Raw genomic sequence first — 18914 nt, 5'->3', positions numbered from 1 at the left:
ACGCGGCGTTTGCTATTTTTAAGGGTTTTATAGATGTCAGTGGATCCTCATACCGACGATGGCATGTCGTCGAGCGCGTCTGTGCTCGCGTCTGAATTAATAAAGCAGTCGGTGCCACAACATGTGGCAATTATTATGGATGGTAATGGACGTTGGGCTCAAGGGCAGGGTAAGCCGAGAGTCATAGGTCACCAAGCGGGCGTAAAAGCGGTCAGAAGAGCAGTTCGTACGGCCAGAAGTTTAGGTATTCCTTCATTGACTTTATTTGCTTTTTCGAGTGAGAACTGGCGACGCCCAGATAAAGAAGTCGGTTTATTGATGCAGCTTTTTTTCACGGTATTACAACGTGAAATTAAATTACTTCATAAAAATGGCGTGCGGCTCAATATCATAGGAGATATTAGTCGTTTTTCTGATAAGCTTCAGAAAAAAATCATTTCAGCTCAAGAGCAAACGTCTCAAAATAACGGTTTAGTTCTCAATGTGGCAGCCAACTATGGTGGACGTTGGGATATTTTACAAGCGGCACAAAAATTGGCTCAACAAGTGCAAAGCGGTGAACTATCAGAAGAGGCTTTTACTGAAGAGGCCCTGTCTGAGCAATTGAGTATGCAAGATCAGCCTGAAGTGGACTTGATGATTCGAACAGGTGGTGATTACAGGATCAGTAATTTTATTTTGTGGCAGGCAGCATATGCTGAGTTAGTTTTCATGGATACGTTATGGCCTGATTTTAATGAGTCTCACTTTAAAGACGCTGTCACAACGTTTGCAACACGTCAGCGTCGATTTGGTTTGACAGGCAGTCAAATTGAGTCATTGCAGACTTAATCAACATTGTTAGAGGAAACCTTTTTGCTAAAAAAACGAATAATAACGGCAGTCTGTCTCATTCCTTTGGTTTTTGGTGCGATTTTTTACTTGCCAACTGAATATTTTTCTTGGGCATTACTCGGTGTCTTTTTAATTGCCGCAAAAGAGTGGGGGCGTATTATCGATAAAAATTGTAATATGACTCAATGGAGCTTTACGGTGACCTTTGGATTATTGTTGGCGGCATTGAATGTGATTGTGCCAGCCGCTGATGTCTGGTTACAAGGGCGATTACACCCATTGTTTTTAGGGATTATACTCGTGGGTGGCTTGTGGTGGTGTGTGTCACTCTTGCTTGTTTGTTTATTTCCAAAAAGCGCAGGCTTTTGGAAAAATAGCCCAATGTTAAAATCTATTTTTGGTCAACTGACTCTTATCCCGTGTTTTATTGCATTAATATCGCTTAAAGGATTAAGTTCTGCTGCCGCCCCTTATTATGGTGGTATATTGGTTTTCCTTGTGTTGTTAATTGTTTGGGCTGCCGATACGGGGGCATATTTTGCGGGTAAAGCCTTTGGGCGTACTAAGCTTATGCCTAATGTGAGTCCCGCGAAAACCTTAGAGGGATTGATAGGTGGCTTATTAATGACCATGCTGGTTGTATTGGGTGTGATGTATATGGCCCCAGAGCAGGAAGTGGGCTTGTTGATAGGGGTGACATTAATCACGGCATTGGCCTCAGCCTTAGGCGACTTGTCTGAGAGTATGTTTAAGCGTGTGGCTGACATAAAAGATTCTGGGACGATTTTACCCGGTCACGGTGGCGTGCTGGATAGAATAGACAGCTTAACCGCGGCATTGCCTGTTTTTGTATTAATCTATATCGCATTTTGGATGTAAAGTATGCAGCAAGTGACTATTTTGGGTGCGACAGGATCCATTGGTAAAAATACTCTTGATGTTATTGCCAGACATCCTGAAGAATATGGCGTTTTTGCATTAGTGGCGCATAGAAATGTGGATGCAATGCATGCATTGTGCCTCTCCCATCAACCTCAATATGCCCATATGGTCGATGAAAGAGCGGCGACGTTATTACAGCAGCAGTTACCCAGTGAGCTTAATATTCAAGTGACCACAGGTATTGATACATTAAAGGGCTTAGTCAGTGCTGCTGAGGTTGATATAGTTATGGCGGCCATTGTCGGTGCAGCTGGGCTGCTGCCGACTTTAGCGGCTGTTGAAGCGGGTAAACGTGTGCTGCTGGCGAATAAAGAGTCCTTGGTCATGTCTGGGCAATTATTTATTGAGGCGATGCAGCAATCTGGTGCTATCGTTCTGCCCGTTGATAGTGAGCACAATGCCATTTTTCAATGTTTACCAGAGGCACTGCAAAGTAATATTGGCCGCTGTGATCTTAATCATGCCGGAATTGCGAATATATTATTAACGGGCTCTGGTGGCCCGTTTTTAAATACGCCCCTCACCGATTTAGCCGCTGTGTCCCCAATGCAAGCTTGCCGACATCCTAATTGGTCAATGGGGCCTAAAATTTCTGTCGATTCAGCCACTATGATGAATAAAGGCTTAGAGTACATTGAGGCGAAATGGTTATTTAATGCATCCAGTGATAAGTTAAAGGTGGTGATCCACCCACAAAGTGTGATCCACTCTATGGTGCAATATCAAGATGGCTCCGTTGTCGCGCAAATGGGCAATCCAGATATGCGTACGCCTATTGCACATTGTTTGTCCTACCCAAAAAGAATTGCATCAGGTGTTGAACCTTTGGATTTTTTTAAAGTCGGACAATTAAGCTTTGTTGAACCCGACTTTCAGCGTTTTCCATGTTTAGGGTTAGCCATTGAAGCCTGTCATCAGGGACAAGAAGCGACAACAATCTTAAATGCAGCCAATGAAGTGGCTGTACAGGCATTTCTTGATGGTAAAATACGTTTTACGGATATTAGCCGAGTGACTGAAGGGTGCTTAACCAAGATAACCTCACATTCATTGAATAGAATAGAGGACATATTGGCTTTAGATGACCAAAGTCGCCATTATGCTTTAGAGTATATCACCAAATGTTAATCACGCTCAGAGGAAGGGAATGTTAGATTTTTTATGGAATTTAGGGGCTTTTTTTGTTGCCCTAGGCATATTGATCACCGCCCATGAATATGGACACTTTTGGGTGGCCAGACGTTGTGGTGTGAAAGTTGAGCGTTTTTCCATTGGCTTTGGTAAAGCGATTTGGCGTCGTATAGGCAAAGATGGCACTGAATATGTTCTTGCGATTATTCCCCTTGGCGGTTATGTCAAAATGCTTGATGAGCGTGTTGATGATGTGCCAGATGAACTTTTGTCACAAGCCTTTAATCGAAAAACGGTTTGGCAGCGTATTGCCATTGTCAGTGCTGGGCCTATTGCTAATTTTATTTTTGCCATTGCAGCGTTATATCTCATGTATCTGATCGGGGTACCGGCTGTCAAACCTGTTATTGATGGTGTAAGGCCTAGCTCTCCGGCTGCGCAAATTCAGGTTCACGAGCCTTTGAAAATCGTGGCGGTTGCTCAACAGAAGGTGCGAAATTGGGAAGAAGTCAATTTGGCTTTAGCAGGTCATATTGGTGATAAGCAAGTGTCATTAAGTGTGGTACCTTTACAAAATGAAGGGATTGAAACACCTAAGATCTATCAATTGGACACTAGGCAATGGCACTTTGATCCTGAAAAAGAATTACCGGTAACGTCATTAGGTTTATCGATTTTTCAGCCCGACATTTTACCTGATATCGCGTTAGTCTCTAAGGGCAGTGCGGCGCAAAAAGCGGGAATAGAAGTGGGTGATAAACTCATTTCCATTAATGGCGTTCCCTATCATAATTGGAATGATTTTGTCACTCTAGTGCAAGGTTCGGCCAATGTGCCTTTGTCATTAGTGGTGGATCGACAAGGCACGCCATTAACCTTGACTGTGACCCCAACAGAGCGTGAAAACGCGCAAGGTAAAATGGAAGGTGTGGTGGGCATTGCCCCGACTTTGGCACCTTGGCCTGATAATATGCGTTTGCAGCTTGAATATGGTGTGTTAGATTCTTTTAGCGTCGCCGTTAATAAAACATGGCAGCTTATCACCGTTAGCTTGAAGATGATTGGTAAATTGTTTACAGGTGATATTTCTGTAAAGAATTTAAGCGGACCGATTTCAATAGCTCAAGGTGCGGGTAATAGTGCCAATGTGGGCTTTGTTTATTTTTTAGGTTTTCTTGCATTGATTAGCGTTAATTTAGGGATTATTAATTTATTTCCTTTACCAGTGCTTGATGGTGGACACCTTTTGTATTACTTCGTTGAAGTGATCACAGGTAGGGCTGTACCGGAGAAGGTACAGGAAATTGGATTCAGATTTGGGGCAGCTATGCTGCTAATGTTAATGGGCGTTGCGCTCTTTAATGATTTTTCCCGGCTCTGAGCAACGACAAACAAATAATTAGAAGTGCTCTATGAGATTGAATAAACTTTTTGCCTCGATGTTATTAGTCGGTGCGTCTTTTTCAGGGAACAGTTGGGCTGAAGCTTTTCAGCCTTTTGAAGTGACTGATATCCAAGTAGATGGCCTGCAACGTGTGGCATTAGGTGCCGCTTTGTTGAGTTTGCCCATTAAGGTTGGAGATACGGTTGATCAATTAAAATTACAACAAGCGATTAAGAGCCTGTATGCGTCTTCTAACTTTGATGATATTGAAGTCAGTCACGACGGTGGTGTGCTTATTGTTAAAGTGGTTGAGCGTCCGACAATCAGTGCGATTACCTTTGAAGGTAATAAAGACATCAAAGACGAACAATTGCAGGAAAGCTTAGACGGCTCTGGTGTTAAAGTTGGAGAGTCCTTGGATCGAACAACGCTGTCAGGTATCGAGAAAGGCTTACAAGATTTTTATTATGGTGTGGGTAAATATGGCGCGAAAGTGGAAGCGCAAATTATTAACCTGCCTCGTAACCGGGTTGAATTAAAATTTAATTTTACAGAAGGCTTAGCTGCAGATATTAGGCAAATTAACATTGTTGGTAATAAAGAATTTACCGATGAAGAGTTAATCAATATGTTGGAGCTGAAAGATTATGTCGCTTGGTGGGATTTGTTTGGTGATCGTCGATATCAGAAGCAAAAGTTACAAGCGGATTTAGAAACCATTAAGAGTTTTTATCATAATCGCGGTTATATTCGTTTTGAGATCACTTCAACGCAAGTGGCCATGACGCCAGATCGTAAAGGCTTATATATCACGATTAATGTGAATGAAGGTAAGCAATATACCATCAAAGAAGTGACCTTAACCGGTGATTTGATGGGCCGAGAAGCTTTGATGAAGAGTATTTTACCCATTAAAGTTGGAGATCGTTACAACGGCAGTGATGTGACCTTTACCGAAGAAATGTATGCTAAATACTTGGGGCGTTTTGGTTATGCCTATCCTGAAGTCAAAGTGTATCCTGAAATTGATGATGAGACCCAAACCGTTAACTTGAATGTGAATATTCAGCCGGGTAAGCGGGTTTATGTGCGTAATATCAATTTTAGCGGTAATACCATCACAAAAGATGAAGTGATGCGCCGAGAATTAAGACAAATGGAAGGTGCTTGGCTAAATTCTGCTCAAGTCGAACAGTCGAAAACACGGTTGAATCGTCTCGGTTATTTTGAAACGGTTGATACTGAAACTGTACAGGTACCGGGCACAGATGATCTGGTGGACGTTGACTTTAAAGTGAAAGAGCAGCCGTCAGGCTCGTTTAATGCCGGAGTCGGTTACGGTACATCCTCTGGGATCAGTTTACAGCTTGGTGTACAGCAAAGTAACTTCTTAGGAACAGGTAATCAGGCGGGTATTAATGTTAATACCAATACCTATTCTAAAAATGCCAGTATTTCTTTTACTGATCCGTATTTTACTAAAGACGGGGTGAGCTTAGGCAGCAGTTTATCTTGGAGTAAATTTGATGCGAGCAGCGCCAACTTAGAGGCTTATAACAATGAGTCTTATTCTTTGTCATCTTTCTCAGGTTTCCCTATTAATGAAACGAACCGACTGAGCGGGGGGATCACCTTACGGCATAACACTATTTCTGAAGTTTCAGAATACGATCAAGCGCTGCAATTTTATGAAATTTATAGTGATGAAGATAATACGGATTCATCCTTAAGCTTTAATAATGTTGAATTAAGTTTAGGCTGGTCACGTAGTAGCTTAAACCGTGGTACGTTCCCAACTAGCGGTTCGTCTCAAAGCTGGAACGGTAAGGCAACCGTTCCTGGTTCAGATTTGCAGTACTTTAAAACGGACTTTAACACCAGTTTTTATTTCCCTCTGACGCGAAAACAAGATTTTGTTTTCTTAACGAAAGCGAAATTGGGGTACGGTAATGGTTATGGTACCTATAACGGTAATGATCAAATTTTGCCTTTCTGGGAGAATTTCTATGCCGGTGGTAGCACTTCTATTCGTGGCTTTAAATCGAATACCGTAGGGCCTAGAGCCATTTATACGACGACATCAACCACTGATGGCTCCTCATCGTCATCAGGTGATACGACCAGTATTTCGGGAACGGATTCTAGCGTCTCTGTGACCAATGGCAGCTCTGTGGGGGGGAATGCGCTTGCCACGGCCAGTATTGAAATGATAGTGCCGACGCCGTTTTTAGATGAAGCCTATACCAATTCGGTGAGGACCAGCTTCTTTATTGACGCAGGTAACGTGTGGAATACAGAGTTTGACTATAGCGCTTATAGTGATCTGTCTGCGACTGAATATGCCAAACTACAAGATTATAGCGATCCAAGTCGAATTCGCGCTTCGTGGGGAGTCAGTGTACAATGGATCTCGCCCATGGGGCCAATGGTGTTTAATCTTGCATGGCCAATCAAGGAATACGAGGGAGATTCCACAGAAATCTTCTCCTTTAATATTGGTCAAACTTTTTAATTTAAATCATGTCGGCAATGCTTGCTCGACAAAAGGAGTCTGTTTTGAAGAAAGTGTTTAATCGCGCAATGATGGTTTTAGTCTTACTGGCGGCGCCATTAGCGGCCAATGCAGAAAAGATTGCAGTGGTTGATATGCAATCGGTTTTTGAGCAATTACCACAACGTGAGCAAGTAAATGAAGCATTGAAGAAAGAATTTGGTGATCGTGTTGCTGCGGTGCAAAAAATGCAAGAAGATCTTCGAGGATTGATGGAAAAGCAGCAACGTGATGGTGCATTGATGAGCGAGGCTCAAAAGACAGAGCTTACGCGCAAAATGGATTCCATGAAGGCAGAATTACAGCTCAAAGGTAAGGCATTAGATGAAGATATGCGTCGTCGCAATGGCGAAGAGCAAAATAAGTTGTTAGCAAAAGTGCAAACTGTTATCGATTCTATTGCTAAAAAGAAGCAATACGATCTTGTATTGCAACGCGGTGCGGCTATTTATGTTAAGCCAGATGCCGATATCAGTAAGCAAGTTGTTGAAGCTTTAAGTAAAGGTAAGTAATTAATGAAAAGCTATACTTTACAAGTATTAGCTGATTTTTTAGATGCCGAAATCCAAGGTGACCCTCAAAAAGAAATTTTTGCGGTGGGTACCTTGGAGAGCGCGCAATCTGAGCAAATCACTTTTTTAGCTAATGCTAAGTATCGAATTCAGTTAGCAAAAACTCAGGCTGGTGCGGTACTTTTATCACCCAGTGATGTTGAAGTTTATACCGGCAATGCGATCATTTTAAAAGACCCTTATGTGGGTTTTGCTAAAATAGCGCAATTATTAGACAGCACGCCTAATGCTGCAAGCAGTATTCATCCTTCAGCACAGATCGATCCGTCTGCTATGATAGGTGAAGGGGTTGCCATCGGTCCTAATGCCGTGATTGGCGCAAATGTGATTTTAGGTGAAAATGTTCAAGTGGGTGCGGGAAGTGTAGTAGGCCAAGATAGCATTATCGGCTCAGGTACCCGGCTATGGGCTAATGTCACCGTTTATCATAATGTGCATTTTGGTACTGATTGTATTGTGCATTCTGGCGCTGTGATTGGTTCTGATGGCTTTGGTTACGCGAATGAGCGTGGTCAATGGATTAAAATTCCTCAGACAGGTGGTGTACGTATTGGCTCTCGTGTTGAAATTGGCGCGGGTACCAGTGTGGATCGTGGTGCGATAGATCATACCGAAATTCATGACGGCGTGATTATCGATAACCAAGTACAAATTGCCCATAATGATATTATTGGTGAAAATAGCGCTATCGCGGGAAGTACGACACTTGCAGGTAGTGTCAAAATAGGAAAATATTGTATTATTGGTGGTAATTGCGCTATCTCTGGTCATCTTAATATCGGTGATGGTACGCATATTACAGGCAGTACGAGTGTCACGAATCATATTCGTGAGCCAGGCGTGTACTCTTCTGCTACTGTAGCCATGGACAATAAGTTATGGCGTAAAAATACGGTAAGATTTAGACAATTAGACAGCCTTTTTCAACGCGTTAAGCAGTTAGAGAAGAAGGTTGATGTGAATTCAGAGTCGTAACTCGGTGAGAGTTTGAGGAATAGATTGAGTGTCAAACCAGTTGAATAGTATGGATATAAAGGAAATTTTAAAATTCCTTCCCCATAGATACCCATTTTTATTGATTGACAGAGTGCTTGATTTCACTCGTGGTGAAAGTTTGCATGCGATAAAAAATGTGACCATCAATGAGCCTTTCTTTCAAGGGCATTTTCCTGTACAGCCTGTGATGCCTGGCGTATTGATTTTAGAAGCCATGGCACAGGCAACAGGTCTATTGGCTTTTAAAACCATGAGTGATGTGCCTTCAAATGATGCGCTTTATTATTTCGCTGGTATCGATAAGGCTCGCTTTAAACGCGTCGTTGAGCCCGGTGACCAATTACATTTTGAAGTGAAAATGATCAAAGAGCGCCGAGGAATAGGCGTCTTTACTGGTGAAGCGAGAGTGGATGGTGAGCTAGTTTGTTCAGCTGAAATCATGTGTGCCCGTAGAGAGATTGAGAAGTGATTGATGAATTAGCGTATATTCACCCTGATGCCAAAATTGGTAATAATGTCACCATTGGCCCTTGGACCTACATAGGTGCAGGTGTTGAGATTGGTGATGATTCTTGGTTAAGTTCTCATGTTGTGGTTAAAGGCCCGACGACTATTGGTAAAGGGAATCGTATTTTTCAATTCGCCTCTGTTGGAGAAGAGTGCCAAGACAAGAAATACGCTGGTGAAGAGACTCGCTTGATTATTGGCGATCACAATGTGATACGTGAATCGGTTACCATTCATCGTGGTACCACTCAAGATAATTGGGAAACTCGAATCGGCTCCCATAATCTTTTTATGGCTTATGTGCATATTGCTCATGACTGCGTGGTGGGTGACCATGTGATCATGGCAAATAATGCATCCATTGCGGGCCATGTTCATGTGGGCGATTGGGCCATTTTAGGTGGCATGACAGGTGTACATCAATTTGTACACATAGGCGCCCATGCATTTACCGCAGGCAGCTCTGTGGTATTACAGGATGTGCCGCCGTTTGTGATGGCCTCAGGTTTTCCAGCTAAGCCTCGTGGATTGAACATTGAAGGGCTTAAGCGTCGTGGTTTTACGAAAGAAAGCCAATTAGCAGTTCGCCGTGCTTATAAAACCATGTACCGTAATGGATTAACACTTGATGAAGCCATAACAGAGTTAACGGAGTCGGGAAAGGAAGATGAACAAGTGAAATTGTTTACCGATTTTATTAGCACGTCCAGTCGCGGTATTATTCGTTAACTTATATCGTCATGGATAAAGGCTTAGCCTTTTATTCATGGTTCACATATCCCCATCATGATTGCAGCAAGCCAGCTTCAATCATGATGGGGATATTCACATTTAGCTGAATTCAATTATCATGACAACTGACAATACTTCCCCCGTTTTTGCCATGGTTGCCGGAGAACTTTCTGGTGATATTTTAGGGGCAGGCTTAATCAAAGCCTTACAGAAACGTTTTCCAAATGCACGATTTATTGGTATTGGTGGCCCCAAAATGGATGCGCTGGGGTTTGAATCCCTGTTCTCTTTTGAAGAGCTTGCTGTGATGGGGATTGTTGAGGTGTTATCCCGCTTGCCTCGGTTACTTGAAGTTCGGCGAGAATTGATCTCGGTTTTAAGTCAAGTAAAACCCGATTGCTTTATCGGTATCGATGCTCCTGATTTTAATCTCGGCGTTGAAATGAAGTTGAAAGCCAAAGGGATCAAAACGGTTCATTATGTGAGTCCGTCCGTTTGGGCTTGGCGCCCTAAACGTATTTTTAAAATCGCTAAAGCGACACATATGGTGTTGTCTCTATTGCCGTTTGAAAAAGCCTTTTATGATAAACATCAGGTGCCTTGTACCTTTGTTGGTCATACATTGGCGGATGATATTCCTCTTATAAGTGATAAAGTTCAGGCGCGAGAGAGCCTGGGTTTATTGGCCTCTGAAACGTATTTGGCAGTCTTGCCCGGTTCACGGGGAGGAGAATTAAAGCAGTTAGCTGAGCCCTTTGTCAAAGCGGCTGTTTTGTTAAAACAGCGTTATCCTAAGCTTAAATTTGTCACACCGCTGGTGAATGATAAACGCCGCGTACAGTTTGAAGAAGCATTAAAGACTTATGCACCGAATCTTGATATTACATTAGTTGAGGGCCATTCTCGCGAAGTGATGGCAGCCTCTGATGCGATTTTACTGGCATCGGGCACGGCGACACTGGAAGCCATGTTAGTAAAAAGGCCTATGGTTGTTGCTTATAAGCTTAATGCTATGACCTATCATATTGCAAAACGTTTGATGCTTATTGATAAATTTTCTTTACCTAACTTATTATCTGATGAGGTGTTAGTGGAAGAACTTATTCAGGCAGATTGCACGCCGAAGAGAATTTCACAAGCTGTCGCCGCGCTGTTTGATAATGACATGGCGCCTATCATGAATAAGTTTACCGCGATGCATCAAGTGTTAAAGCAAGATGCCAGTGAGAAAGCCGCTGAGGCTGTAGTTACCCTTATTCAGGTCTAACGTCTTTACATTTTATTTTTCATTTTTTAAGGGAATATTGATCCTGATGGCCACCATTAAAAATATATCAGCAGAGCAAATTGCTCAGCTTTGCCAAGGTTGTTATGCTGGAGTGGATGAAGTCGGGCGAGGTCCATTGATTGGTAATGTGGTCACCGCTGCGGTTATTCTCGATCCTAGTCGTCCCATTTTGGGCTTGAATGATTCTAAAAAATTGACGGATAAAAAGCGCGAAGCGCTGTTTGCTGAAATTAATGAAAAAGCTCAGTGCGTGAGTATTGGTTCGGCCAGCCCGGCAGAAATCGATGAGCTGAATATTTTACAGGCGACCATGTTAGCAATGCAAAGAGCGGTTGCAGGCTTGAGCATTCAACCTGAGCTTGTTTTAGTCGATGGGAATCGTAGCCCTAATTTTGGTATGCCAAGCCATGCCATCATTAAAGGAGATGGCTTAATCGATGCCATTAGTGCTGCCTCTATTATTGCAAAAGTGGTACGAGATAGAGAAATGATGGAACTGGCGCTTGAGCATCCGGAATATGGTTTTGATAAACATAAAGGCTACCCAACCAAAGCCCATTTTGAAGCACTGGCGCGTTTAGGGGTATTGAGAGAGCATAGAAAAAGCTTTCGTCCGGTACAAGCCGCGCTGAAATAAACGCTTAACCAGCCTTGCTACACGAATAAGCACAAGAAGACAGAGTGATCCTTACGGATCATTTTTGTCAGCCAGTAGTGGCAATCACCTTAAATTCAGTTTTTTAACTTAATATAAAGATAAATTTATTTATGTCAGATCCTCGTTTTGTTCATCTACGTGTCCACAGTGACTTTTCTATGACTGACAGTATTACTAAGGTTAAGCCCATTTTGGCCCAAGCGGCAGAGCAAAAAATGGCGGCCATTGCCTTAACGGATCAGACTAACCTGTGTGGCTTAGTTAAATTTTACAGTGGTTGCCATAGCGCGGGAATAAAGCCGATTATTGGCAGTGACTTTTGGGTACAAATTCCAGAGTTTGGTGATGAGTTATGTGCCTTAACGGTGTTGGCCATGAACAATGATGGGTATAAGAACCTTACCTTGCTCATTAGTGATGCGTATTTACGAGGGCATATTCAAGACAGAGCTGTGATTGATCATGCTTGGCTGGCAAAGTATCAAGAAGGCTTGTTGCTGATTTCTGGGGGCCGAGAAGGGGATGTAGGTAAAGCCTTATTAAAGGGCAATCAGGGGCAAGTAGAGAGTCTGATTGATTTTTATCAAACGCATTTTCCTAATCGCTATTATTTAGAACTCTTACGCACAGGCCGCCCTGATGAAGAGCGTTACTTACATATGGCGGTGGAGTTAGCCCAAGTTAAGGCCTTACCTGTGGTGGCGACAAATCAGGTGGTCTTTATGAAGCCTGATGAATTTGAAGCCCATGAAATTCGTGTGGCTATTCATGATGGTTTCACACTTGCAGATCCTCGCAGGCCGAAGAAATACAGTGAGCAGCAGTATTTCAGATCTGAAAATGAAATGTGTGAGTTGTTTGCCGATATTCCAGAGGCACTTGCTAACAGTGTTGAAATTGCAAAACGTTGTAATGTCACAGTGCGTTTGGGCGAGTATTTTCTGCCTAATTTTCCAACGGGTGAATTAACCATTGAAGATTTTCTCGTTAAAGTGTCTCAAAAAGGCTTAGAAGAGCGGTTAGCGTTTTTATTTCCTGATGAAAACGTGCGTGCAGAAAAACGCGGGGAGTACGATGAGCGTTTAGATGTTGAGTTAAACGTGATTAACCAAATGGGGTTTCCTGGGTACTTTCTCATTGTTATGGAGTTTATTCAGTGGGGGAAGGACAATGATATTCCCATTGGCCCAGGTCGTGGATCGGGGGCGGGCTCACTCGTGGCTTATGCCCTTAAAATTACCGATCTTGATCCATTAGAGTTTGATTTACTGTTTGAGCGCTTTCTAAACCCTGAGCGTGTCTCCATGCCGGATTTTGATATCGATTTTTGTATGGATAGACGGGATGAGGTGATAGATCATGTGGCCGAGCTTTATGGCCGAGATGCGGTATCACAGATCATTACCTTTGGCACTATGGCCGCTAAGGCCGTTATTCGTGATGTGGGTCGAGTTCAAGGTCATGCTTATGGGTTTGTGGACCGCATATCGAAAATGGTGCCTGCAGAGCCTGGCATGACACTGGCAAAAGCCTTTGAGGTGGAGCCTAGTTTACAAGAAGCCTACGATGGTGATGAGGAAGTCAAAGATCTCATCGACATGTGCCGCATACTTGAAGGCGTGACCCGTAACGCGGGTAAGCATGCGGGGGGGGTTGTTATTTCGCCCACCACCATTACGGATTTTGCGCCAATTTACTGTGACAGCGAAGGGCAAAATCCTGTTACTCAGTTTGATAAGAACGACGTAGAAACCGCAGGTTTGGTTAAGTTTGACTTTTTGGGTCTGCGAACCTTGACCATTATTGATTGGGCACTGCAAATGGTGAACAGCACTAATTCAGCACAAGGTTTGCCATTAGTGGATATCGCCGCGATCCCACTCGATGATCTTCAGTCATTTAAATTATTACAGCGTTATGAAACAACGGCGGTATTTCAGTTAGAGTCTCGAGGGATGAAAGACTTGATTAAACGCCTTCAGCCGGATTGCTTTGAGGATATGATTGCATTGGTGGCCTTGTTTAGGCCAGGGCCTTTGCAATCTGGCATGGTTGATAACTTTATTGAGCGTAAGCATGGCCGTGAAGAGGTCTCTTATCCGGATTCTCAATATCAGCATGAATCATTAAAAGGTATTTTAGAACCTACCTATGGCATTATCTTGTATCAAGAGCAAGTCATGCAAATTGCTCAGGTGTTAGCGGGTTATACCTTAGGTGGGGCGGACATGCTACGCCGTGCTATGGGTAAGAAAAAGCCTGAAGAAATGGCGAAGCAGCGAGGCACCTTTAAAGAAGGTGCGATCAAAAATGGTGTCGATGGCGAGCTGGCCATGAAAATCTTTGATTTAGTGGAAAAGTTTGCCGGATATGGTTTTAACAAATCTCACTCGGCGGCTTATGCACTGGTTTCATATCAAACGCTTTGGTTAAAAACCCATTATCCGGCCCAGTTTATGGCGGCGGTGATGTCGGCGGATATGGATAATACCGATAAAATCGTGACCTTAGTGGATGAATGTGAGCGTATGGGGATGCCCTTGTTGCCACCGGATGTCAATAAAGGGCAGTTGCAGTTCACTGTGGATAAAGATCTCAATATTGTTTACGGCATTGGGGCGATTAAAGGTGTGGGTGAAGGGCCTGTTGAGTCGATTATTGAAGCCCGTAAAGACGGCCCCTTCATTGATTTGTTTGATTTTTGTGCCCGTGTGGATTTAAAGAAACTCAATAAACGCATACTTGAAAAACTGATCCAATCGGGCGCCATGGACAAACTTGGGCCTCATAGAGCGGCCATGATGGCCACCTTGCCTGAAGCGATTCGAGCGGCAGATCAGCACGCAAAGGCCGAGGCGATAGGTCAGCACGATATGTTTGGTTTACTCAACAGTGAGCCAGAAGATAATAAACAACAATTTGTTCAGTGTGCGCCTTGGCCCGATAAGGTTTGGCTAGAAGGAGAGCGGGATACCTTAGGCTTGTATCTCACGGGGCATCCCATTAATCAATATTTGAAAGAGCTGAAACATTATACTTCCTGCAGATTGAAAGATATTCATCCCACAGAGCGTGGGAAAACCATGAAGGCGGCAGGGCTTGTGGTGGCGACACGTGTCATGCTCACAAAAAGGGGCTCAAAAATGGGGCTGGTCACTTTAGATGATAAAAGTGCCCGCTTAGAAGTCATGATGTTTACCGAAGCTTTTGAGAAGTTTAATCATTTGTTAGAGAAAGATCGTATTTTAATCATTGAAGGCGAAGTGAGCTTTGATGATTTCTCTGGTGGTAATCGCATGACGGCTAGAAACATTATTGATATGGGAGAAGCTCGAAGTCATTTTGCCCATGCCGTTGAAATCGATATTCAAGGGAATGAGGTGAATATTGGGTGGTTAGAAAAACTTAAAGAAGCGGTATCCCCTTGGAAAGCGGGCAAAGTGCCTATGGTGATCAATTACTCCACTGAAGAGGTGAAAAGTCAGGTAAGGTTAGGTGAAGAGTGGCAAGTGAACCCCAGCGATGAATTAATGTTATCGCTAGAATCTTTATCTGGCTCGAATAAAGTGCGGATCTTATTTTGAACCTGAATATGTTATTTCAAGTTTTATAGGGAGTATTGTCAGTGACTCATCAGGCCATCAATATTGCTCAGTTGATAGAGAAAAGTCTTGTAAAGAGTGATATTCACACAGGGGCTAAGTTAGTGCTTGCTTATAGTGGTGGTGTTGACTCGGCAGTGTTACTGCATGGACTAAGTGAGTTTGCAACAGTGCATCCTACTCGGTTTAAATACCAATTGATCCATGTGCATCATGGGCTAAGTGCCAATAGCGATGAATGGGCTGAGCATTGTCAGCAACAAGCTTTAGCTTATCAATTGCCTTTTACCCTTGAAAAAGTGAGAGTAAAAACCGGCGCGAGACTCAGTATTGAGGCAGAAGCGAGAACGGCCAGGTACCAAGCAATTGCTCAACATATGCAAGCGGGCGATGTGTTGTTAACGGCTCATCACCAAGACGATCAACTTGAAACCTTATTGTTGGCGCTTAAACGAGGCTTAGGCCCTAAAGGATTAGCCTCGATGGGAGCAGCGCAGTCTTTTGACAAGGATAAACATTTATTACGCCCTTTACTTAACATTGAGCGTGAGCAAATTGAGCACTATGCCGCTGAGCATAGCTTGTGTCATATTGAAGATGAGAGCAATCAAGACACCCAGTTTGACCGTAATTTTTTGCGTCATGAGATCATTCCACAGCTTAAAGATCGTTGGCCCAGTATTACAAAGACAGCCAGTCGCAGTGCTCAGTTGTGTTTTGAGCAACAAGCGGTATTGGATGATGAAGTGGCCAACAAATTGCCATTAATGTTAATGGTTTCAGCATGGGGGCAAGGGTTAAATTTGACCTTATTAGCCGAGGAAACCCATGCTTGGCAAGAATTATTGTTACGTGCCTTTATTGAAAAACAAGGTTTTTCACCTCTGTCTCAAGTGCAAAATAAAGAATTACTGGCTCAAGTGTTATTTGCTAAAAGCGACGCGAAACAAGCTATGCAAGTGGGGAATATGTTGGCGAGGCGTTTTGGGCAAGTGCTATATCTGGCCGATGCCAAAGTTGAGCGCCAGTTAGCCCAGCAGTATGCATTATGGGCCAAAATACCTATCCCCCTTGCATGGGAGTCGTCATCCAGTAACCTGAATACGCCAATATGCCTGCATGCCTTAATTGAGCTCTACGTGGCTAGGCATGCAAACTCACAGCGGCTCCCACAACAGCGCTTAATGCCATTAATCCGCCCGCCCAAGGCCACTGAAATCGTAACCTTACGTTTTGGGATATCAGGTCGCACTCGTTGTCAGCCACACTTTCGCGATAAAGGTCGTGAACTGAAAAAGCTTTGGCAAGAGCTTAATATTGCACCTTGGGCACGATCCCGTGTGCCCATGATTTTTTATAATGAGAAACTAGTGTGCGCCGTGGGGTACTGGGTAGAAAAGGGCTTTGTACTCAAACAGGCGTCTGCTTCCGTGAACAGTGAAAAAGTGCCACAAGAGTGCCTTGGGCTGGCGTTTTATGTGACGTGAGTTTGGAGAGCTGGTGTCAACCCAGTTGGCTCATATACGCTACAATATGTTCAGAGTAGAAGGTACGTAACCTTAAGCACTCTGAAACACGTAATCCATTGCCCTATAATAACTCTACAATGAGTCTGATGTATCCTGTGAGTTGACTATCCTGGAAATCTAAGAAAAGTATGTTATGTTTATGCATGCAGATCCCCGATTGAGTTTGTTTGACTAAACTATTATGGCTCTGGTTTTCAGCTAACTCACTATTAATTGGAAAGCAGCATCTTTAGTGGGGAGTCATTATGTTTATTAACTGCCAAAGCTTTATCATTCTGGGAGCTTTATGTCATATCTGTTATTTACTAAATTTAAATCTGCACTTAGCACTTTTTTAAATCCAGATGAAATAATAGATGCTTATTCTAAACGTTATGCTTATGGCACAGATGCCAGCTTTTATCGTTTAACGCCTAAATTAGTATTAGTGCTTAAAAACAAAAATCAAATACAACAAGTTTTAACTTTAGCCAACCAATATGCAATCCCTGTTACTTTTAGAGCCGCAGGTACGAGTTTATCTGGTCAAGCAATTTCAGATTCTGTATTAATCACTTTAACCAATGGTTGGCAAAAGTCTCAAATATTAGAACAAGGCAAAAAAGTCACCTTAGAGCCAGGCATAATTGGTGCAAAAGTAAATCAATTACTCAAACCCTTTAATAAAAAGCTCGGTCCAGATCCGGCGTCAATTGATAGCTGTAAAATAGGGGGGATAGCCGCGAATAATTCATCGGGCATGTGCTGTGGTGTAAAGCAAAATAGTTATCATACCTTAGCCGAGATGACGATTATTTTTGCAGATGGTAGTGTACTCGATACTGCAAATGAACAAAGCAGAAATACATTTTTAAAATCAAAACCAGAACTCATAAGTCAAATTTCGGACTTGCTTAAAAACGTTAGAAATAACCCAGCATTAACTGAGTTAATTCAACAAAAGTATCGTTATAAAAACACCTGTGGTTATGGCATCAACTCCTTGCTCGATTTTGAAGATCCTATCGAGGTAATTAAGCATTTAATGATAGGCAGCGAGGGAACATTAGGCTTTATAGCAGATATTACCTATCACACAGTTGATGATTATCAAGATAAAATAACAGGTTTCTATATTTTTGATGGCTTAAATTTAGCCTGCGATCTCGTCTCTAAGCTAGCAAAGCTGAATATCACAGCCCTAGAGTTACTTGATTTTAGAGCGTTACAAAGTGTTGCTGATAAACCACTAATGCGGCAATGTTTAAATCAAAATTCTAGCAATACAAAAGCTCAATTGACAAAAAATTCTGCTGCTTTACTGATTGAAGTCCATGCAAAAAATGCCAGTGAATTATCGTCAATTCATACACTATGTGAAAGTTTACTTACCCAATTACAAGCCAATATTTTAGCGCAAGTCGCATTTACGCAAGATCAGACAATTAGCAATGAACTTTGGCAAATACGCAAAGCAACTTTTCCTGCAGTTGGTGCAGTAAGACAAACGGGTACCACAGTCATTATTGAAGATGTGACTTTTCCTGTAGAAAAACTGGCTTTGGGTGTAAAAGCGCTGCAAAATTTATTTAAAAAGTACCAATACAATGAAGCCATCATATTTGGCCATGCATTAGATGGTAATTTACATTTTGTTTTCACTCAATCATTTAACGAACAAAGCCAAACTGATAGATATAGCGCTTTTATGCAAGATGTATCTCAGCTTGTCGCCATTGAATTTAAAGGCGCATTAAAGGCTGAACATGGCACAGGCCGAAATATGGCACCCTTTGTTGAATTAGAGTGGGGGACAGATGCTTACAAATTAATGCAAAATATCAAGCGTGCTTTCGATCCTAATAACATTTTAAATCCTGATGTATTAATAAGTGATAATAAAAATATCCACTTAGAAAACCTCAAAACACTGCCTCCAGCAGATAACATCATAAATAAATGTACTGAGTGTGGTTTTTGTGAATCCGTTTGTCCATCAAATGGATATACACTCACCCCAAGGCAACGTATCAGTGTTTGGCGACGCATAGTCGAACTTGAAAATAAATTTAATCAAGAACCAGATAATACATCACTAAAAAAAGAGCTTAATACGCTAGAAAAAGACTATCTAACCTCAGATCGGTTTAACGCATTACTGTCATCGCGTTGAATTCGGCTGATGTTATATTAAGTTGTGGCTTTCTCT

General features: G+C 42.5%; 14 protein-coding genes. All 14 read left to right on the top strand.

What is annotated here, in order from left to right:
• Positions 1-33 precede the first annotated feature (33 nt).
• The 14 genes from Q0791_RS16310 (at position 34) to Q0791_RS16245 (ending at position 18878) form a co-directional block, all read left to right on the top strand.
• Entirely contained in the window at positions 34-831 is a 798-nt protein-coding gene (locus tag Q0791_RS16310) for an isoprenyl transferase (RefSeq protein WP_299008614.1), read from the top strand.
• A gap of 24 nt (positions 832-855) precedes the next feature.
• Positions 856-1713 carry a phosphatidate cytidylyltransferase gene (locus Q0791_RS16305; RefSeq protein ID WP_299008613.1) on the top strand — a complete coding sequence of 286 codons (858 nt, stop codon included), beginning with the start codon at positions 856-858 and terminating at the stop codon, positions 1711-1713.
• A 3-nt stretch (positions 1714-1716) separates the two neighbouring features.
• Positions 1717-2904, top strand: coding sequence for a 1-deoxy-D-xylulose-5-phosphate reductoisomerase (ispC, locus tag Q0791_RS16300; protein ID WP_299008611.1), 1188 nt, complete (start codon positions 1717-1719; stop codon positions 2902-2904).
• A gap of 19 nt (positions 2905-2923) precedes the next feature.
• On the top strand, positions 2924-4288 hold the full coding sequence (rseP, locus tag Q0791_RS16295) for a sigma E protease regulator RseP (protein WP_299008609.1): 1365 nt from the start codon (positions 2924-2926) through the stop codon (positions 4286-4288).
• Positions 4289-4319: 31 nt separating this feature from the next.
• Positions 4320-6803, top strand: a complete 2484-nt coding sequence (gene bamA, locus Q0791_RS16290; protein WP_299008607.1) for an outer membrane protein assembly factor BamA — start codon at positions 4320-4322, stop codon at positions 6801-6803.
• A 53-nt stretch (positions 6804-6856) separates the two neighbouring features.
• Positions 6857-7354: an OmpH family outer membrane protein gene (locus tag Q0791_RS16285; protein ID WP_299008635.1), complete on the top strand. Its 498-nt coding sequence runs from the start codon at positions 6857-6859 to the stop codon at positions 7352-7354.
• Positions 7355-7357: 3 nt separating this feature from the next.
• The gene (lpxD, locus tag Q0791_RS16280; RefSeq protein WP_299008605.1) at positions 7358-8389 is read left to right on the top strand and encodes a UDP-3-O-(3-hydroxymyristoyl)glucosamine N-acyltransferase; all 1032 of its coding nucleotides are present in this window, start codon (positions 7358-7360) and stop codon (positions 8387-8389) included.
• Between the two features lie 28 nt (positions 8390-8417).
• Positions 8418-8879, top strand: a complete 462-nt coding sequence (fabZ, locus tag Q0791_RS16275; RefSeq protein WP_299008603.1) for a 3-hydroxyacyl-ACP dehydratase FabZ — start codon at positions 8418-8420, stop codon at positions 8877-8879.
• Complete coding sequence (gene lpxA / locus Q0791_RS16270; RefSeq protein WP_299008601.1) at positions 8876-9646, top strand: acyl-ACP--UDP-N-acetylglucosamine O-acyltransferase; 771 nt, start codon at positions 8876-8878, stop codon at positions 9644-9646. Before fabZ ends, lpxA begins: the two co-directional genes overlap by 4 nt.
• Before the next feature lie 121 nt (positions 9647-9767).
• Positions 9768-10916, top strand: a complete 1149-nt coding sequence (lpxB, locus tag Q0791_RS16265; RefSeq protein WP_299008599.1) for a lipid-A-disaccharide synthase — start codon at positions 9768-9770, stop codon at positions 10914-10916.
• A gap of 46 nt (positions 10917-10962) precedes the next feature.
• Positions 10963-11574, top strand: a complete 612-nt coding sequence (rnhB, locus tag Q0791_RS16260) for a ribonuclease HII (protein WP_299008596.1) — start codon at positions 10963-10965, stop codon at positions 11572-11574.
• Positions 11575-11705: 131 nt separating this feature from the next.
• Positions 11706-15179, top strand: a complete 3474-nt coding sequence (gene dnaE, locus Q0791_RS16255) for a DNA polymerase III subunit alpha (protein WP_299008594.1) — start codon at positions 11706-11708, stop codon at positions 15177-15179.
• Between the two features lie 41 nt (positions 15180-15220).
• Positions 15221-16684 (top strand): tRNA lysidine(34) synthetase TilS, encoded by a 1464-nt coding sequence (gene tilS / locus Q0791_RS16250; protein WP_299008592.1) that lies wholly within the window; start codon positions 15221-15223, stop codon positions 16682-16684.
• 328 nt (positions 16685-17012) lie between these two features.
• Positions 17013-18878 (top strand): FAD-binding and (Fe-S)-binding domain-containing protein, encoded by a 1866-nt coding sequence (locus tag Q0791_RS16245; RefSeq protein WP_299008590.1) that lies wholly within the window; start codon positions 17013-17015, stop codon positions 18876-18878.
• Positions 18879-18914: the final 36 nt, after the last annotated feature.

The sequence above is a fragment of the uncultured Shewanella sp. genome (assembly GCF_947495455.1).
Taxonomy (GTDB): Bacteria; Pseudomonadota; Gammaproteobacteria; order Enterobacterales; family Shewanellaceae; genus Shewanella.
The sequence above is the reverse complement of the archived record's forward strand: the minus strand, read 5'-3'. Positions and strand labels throughout refer to the sequence as shown.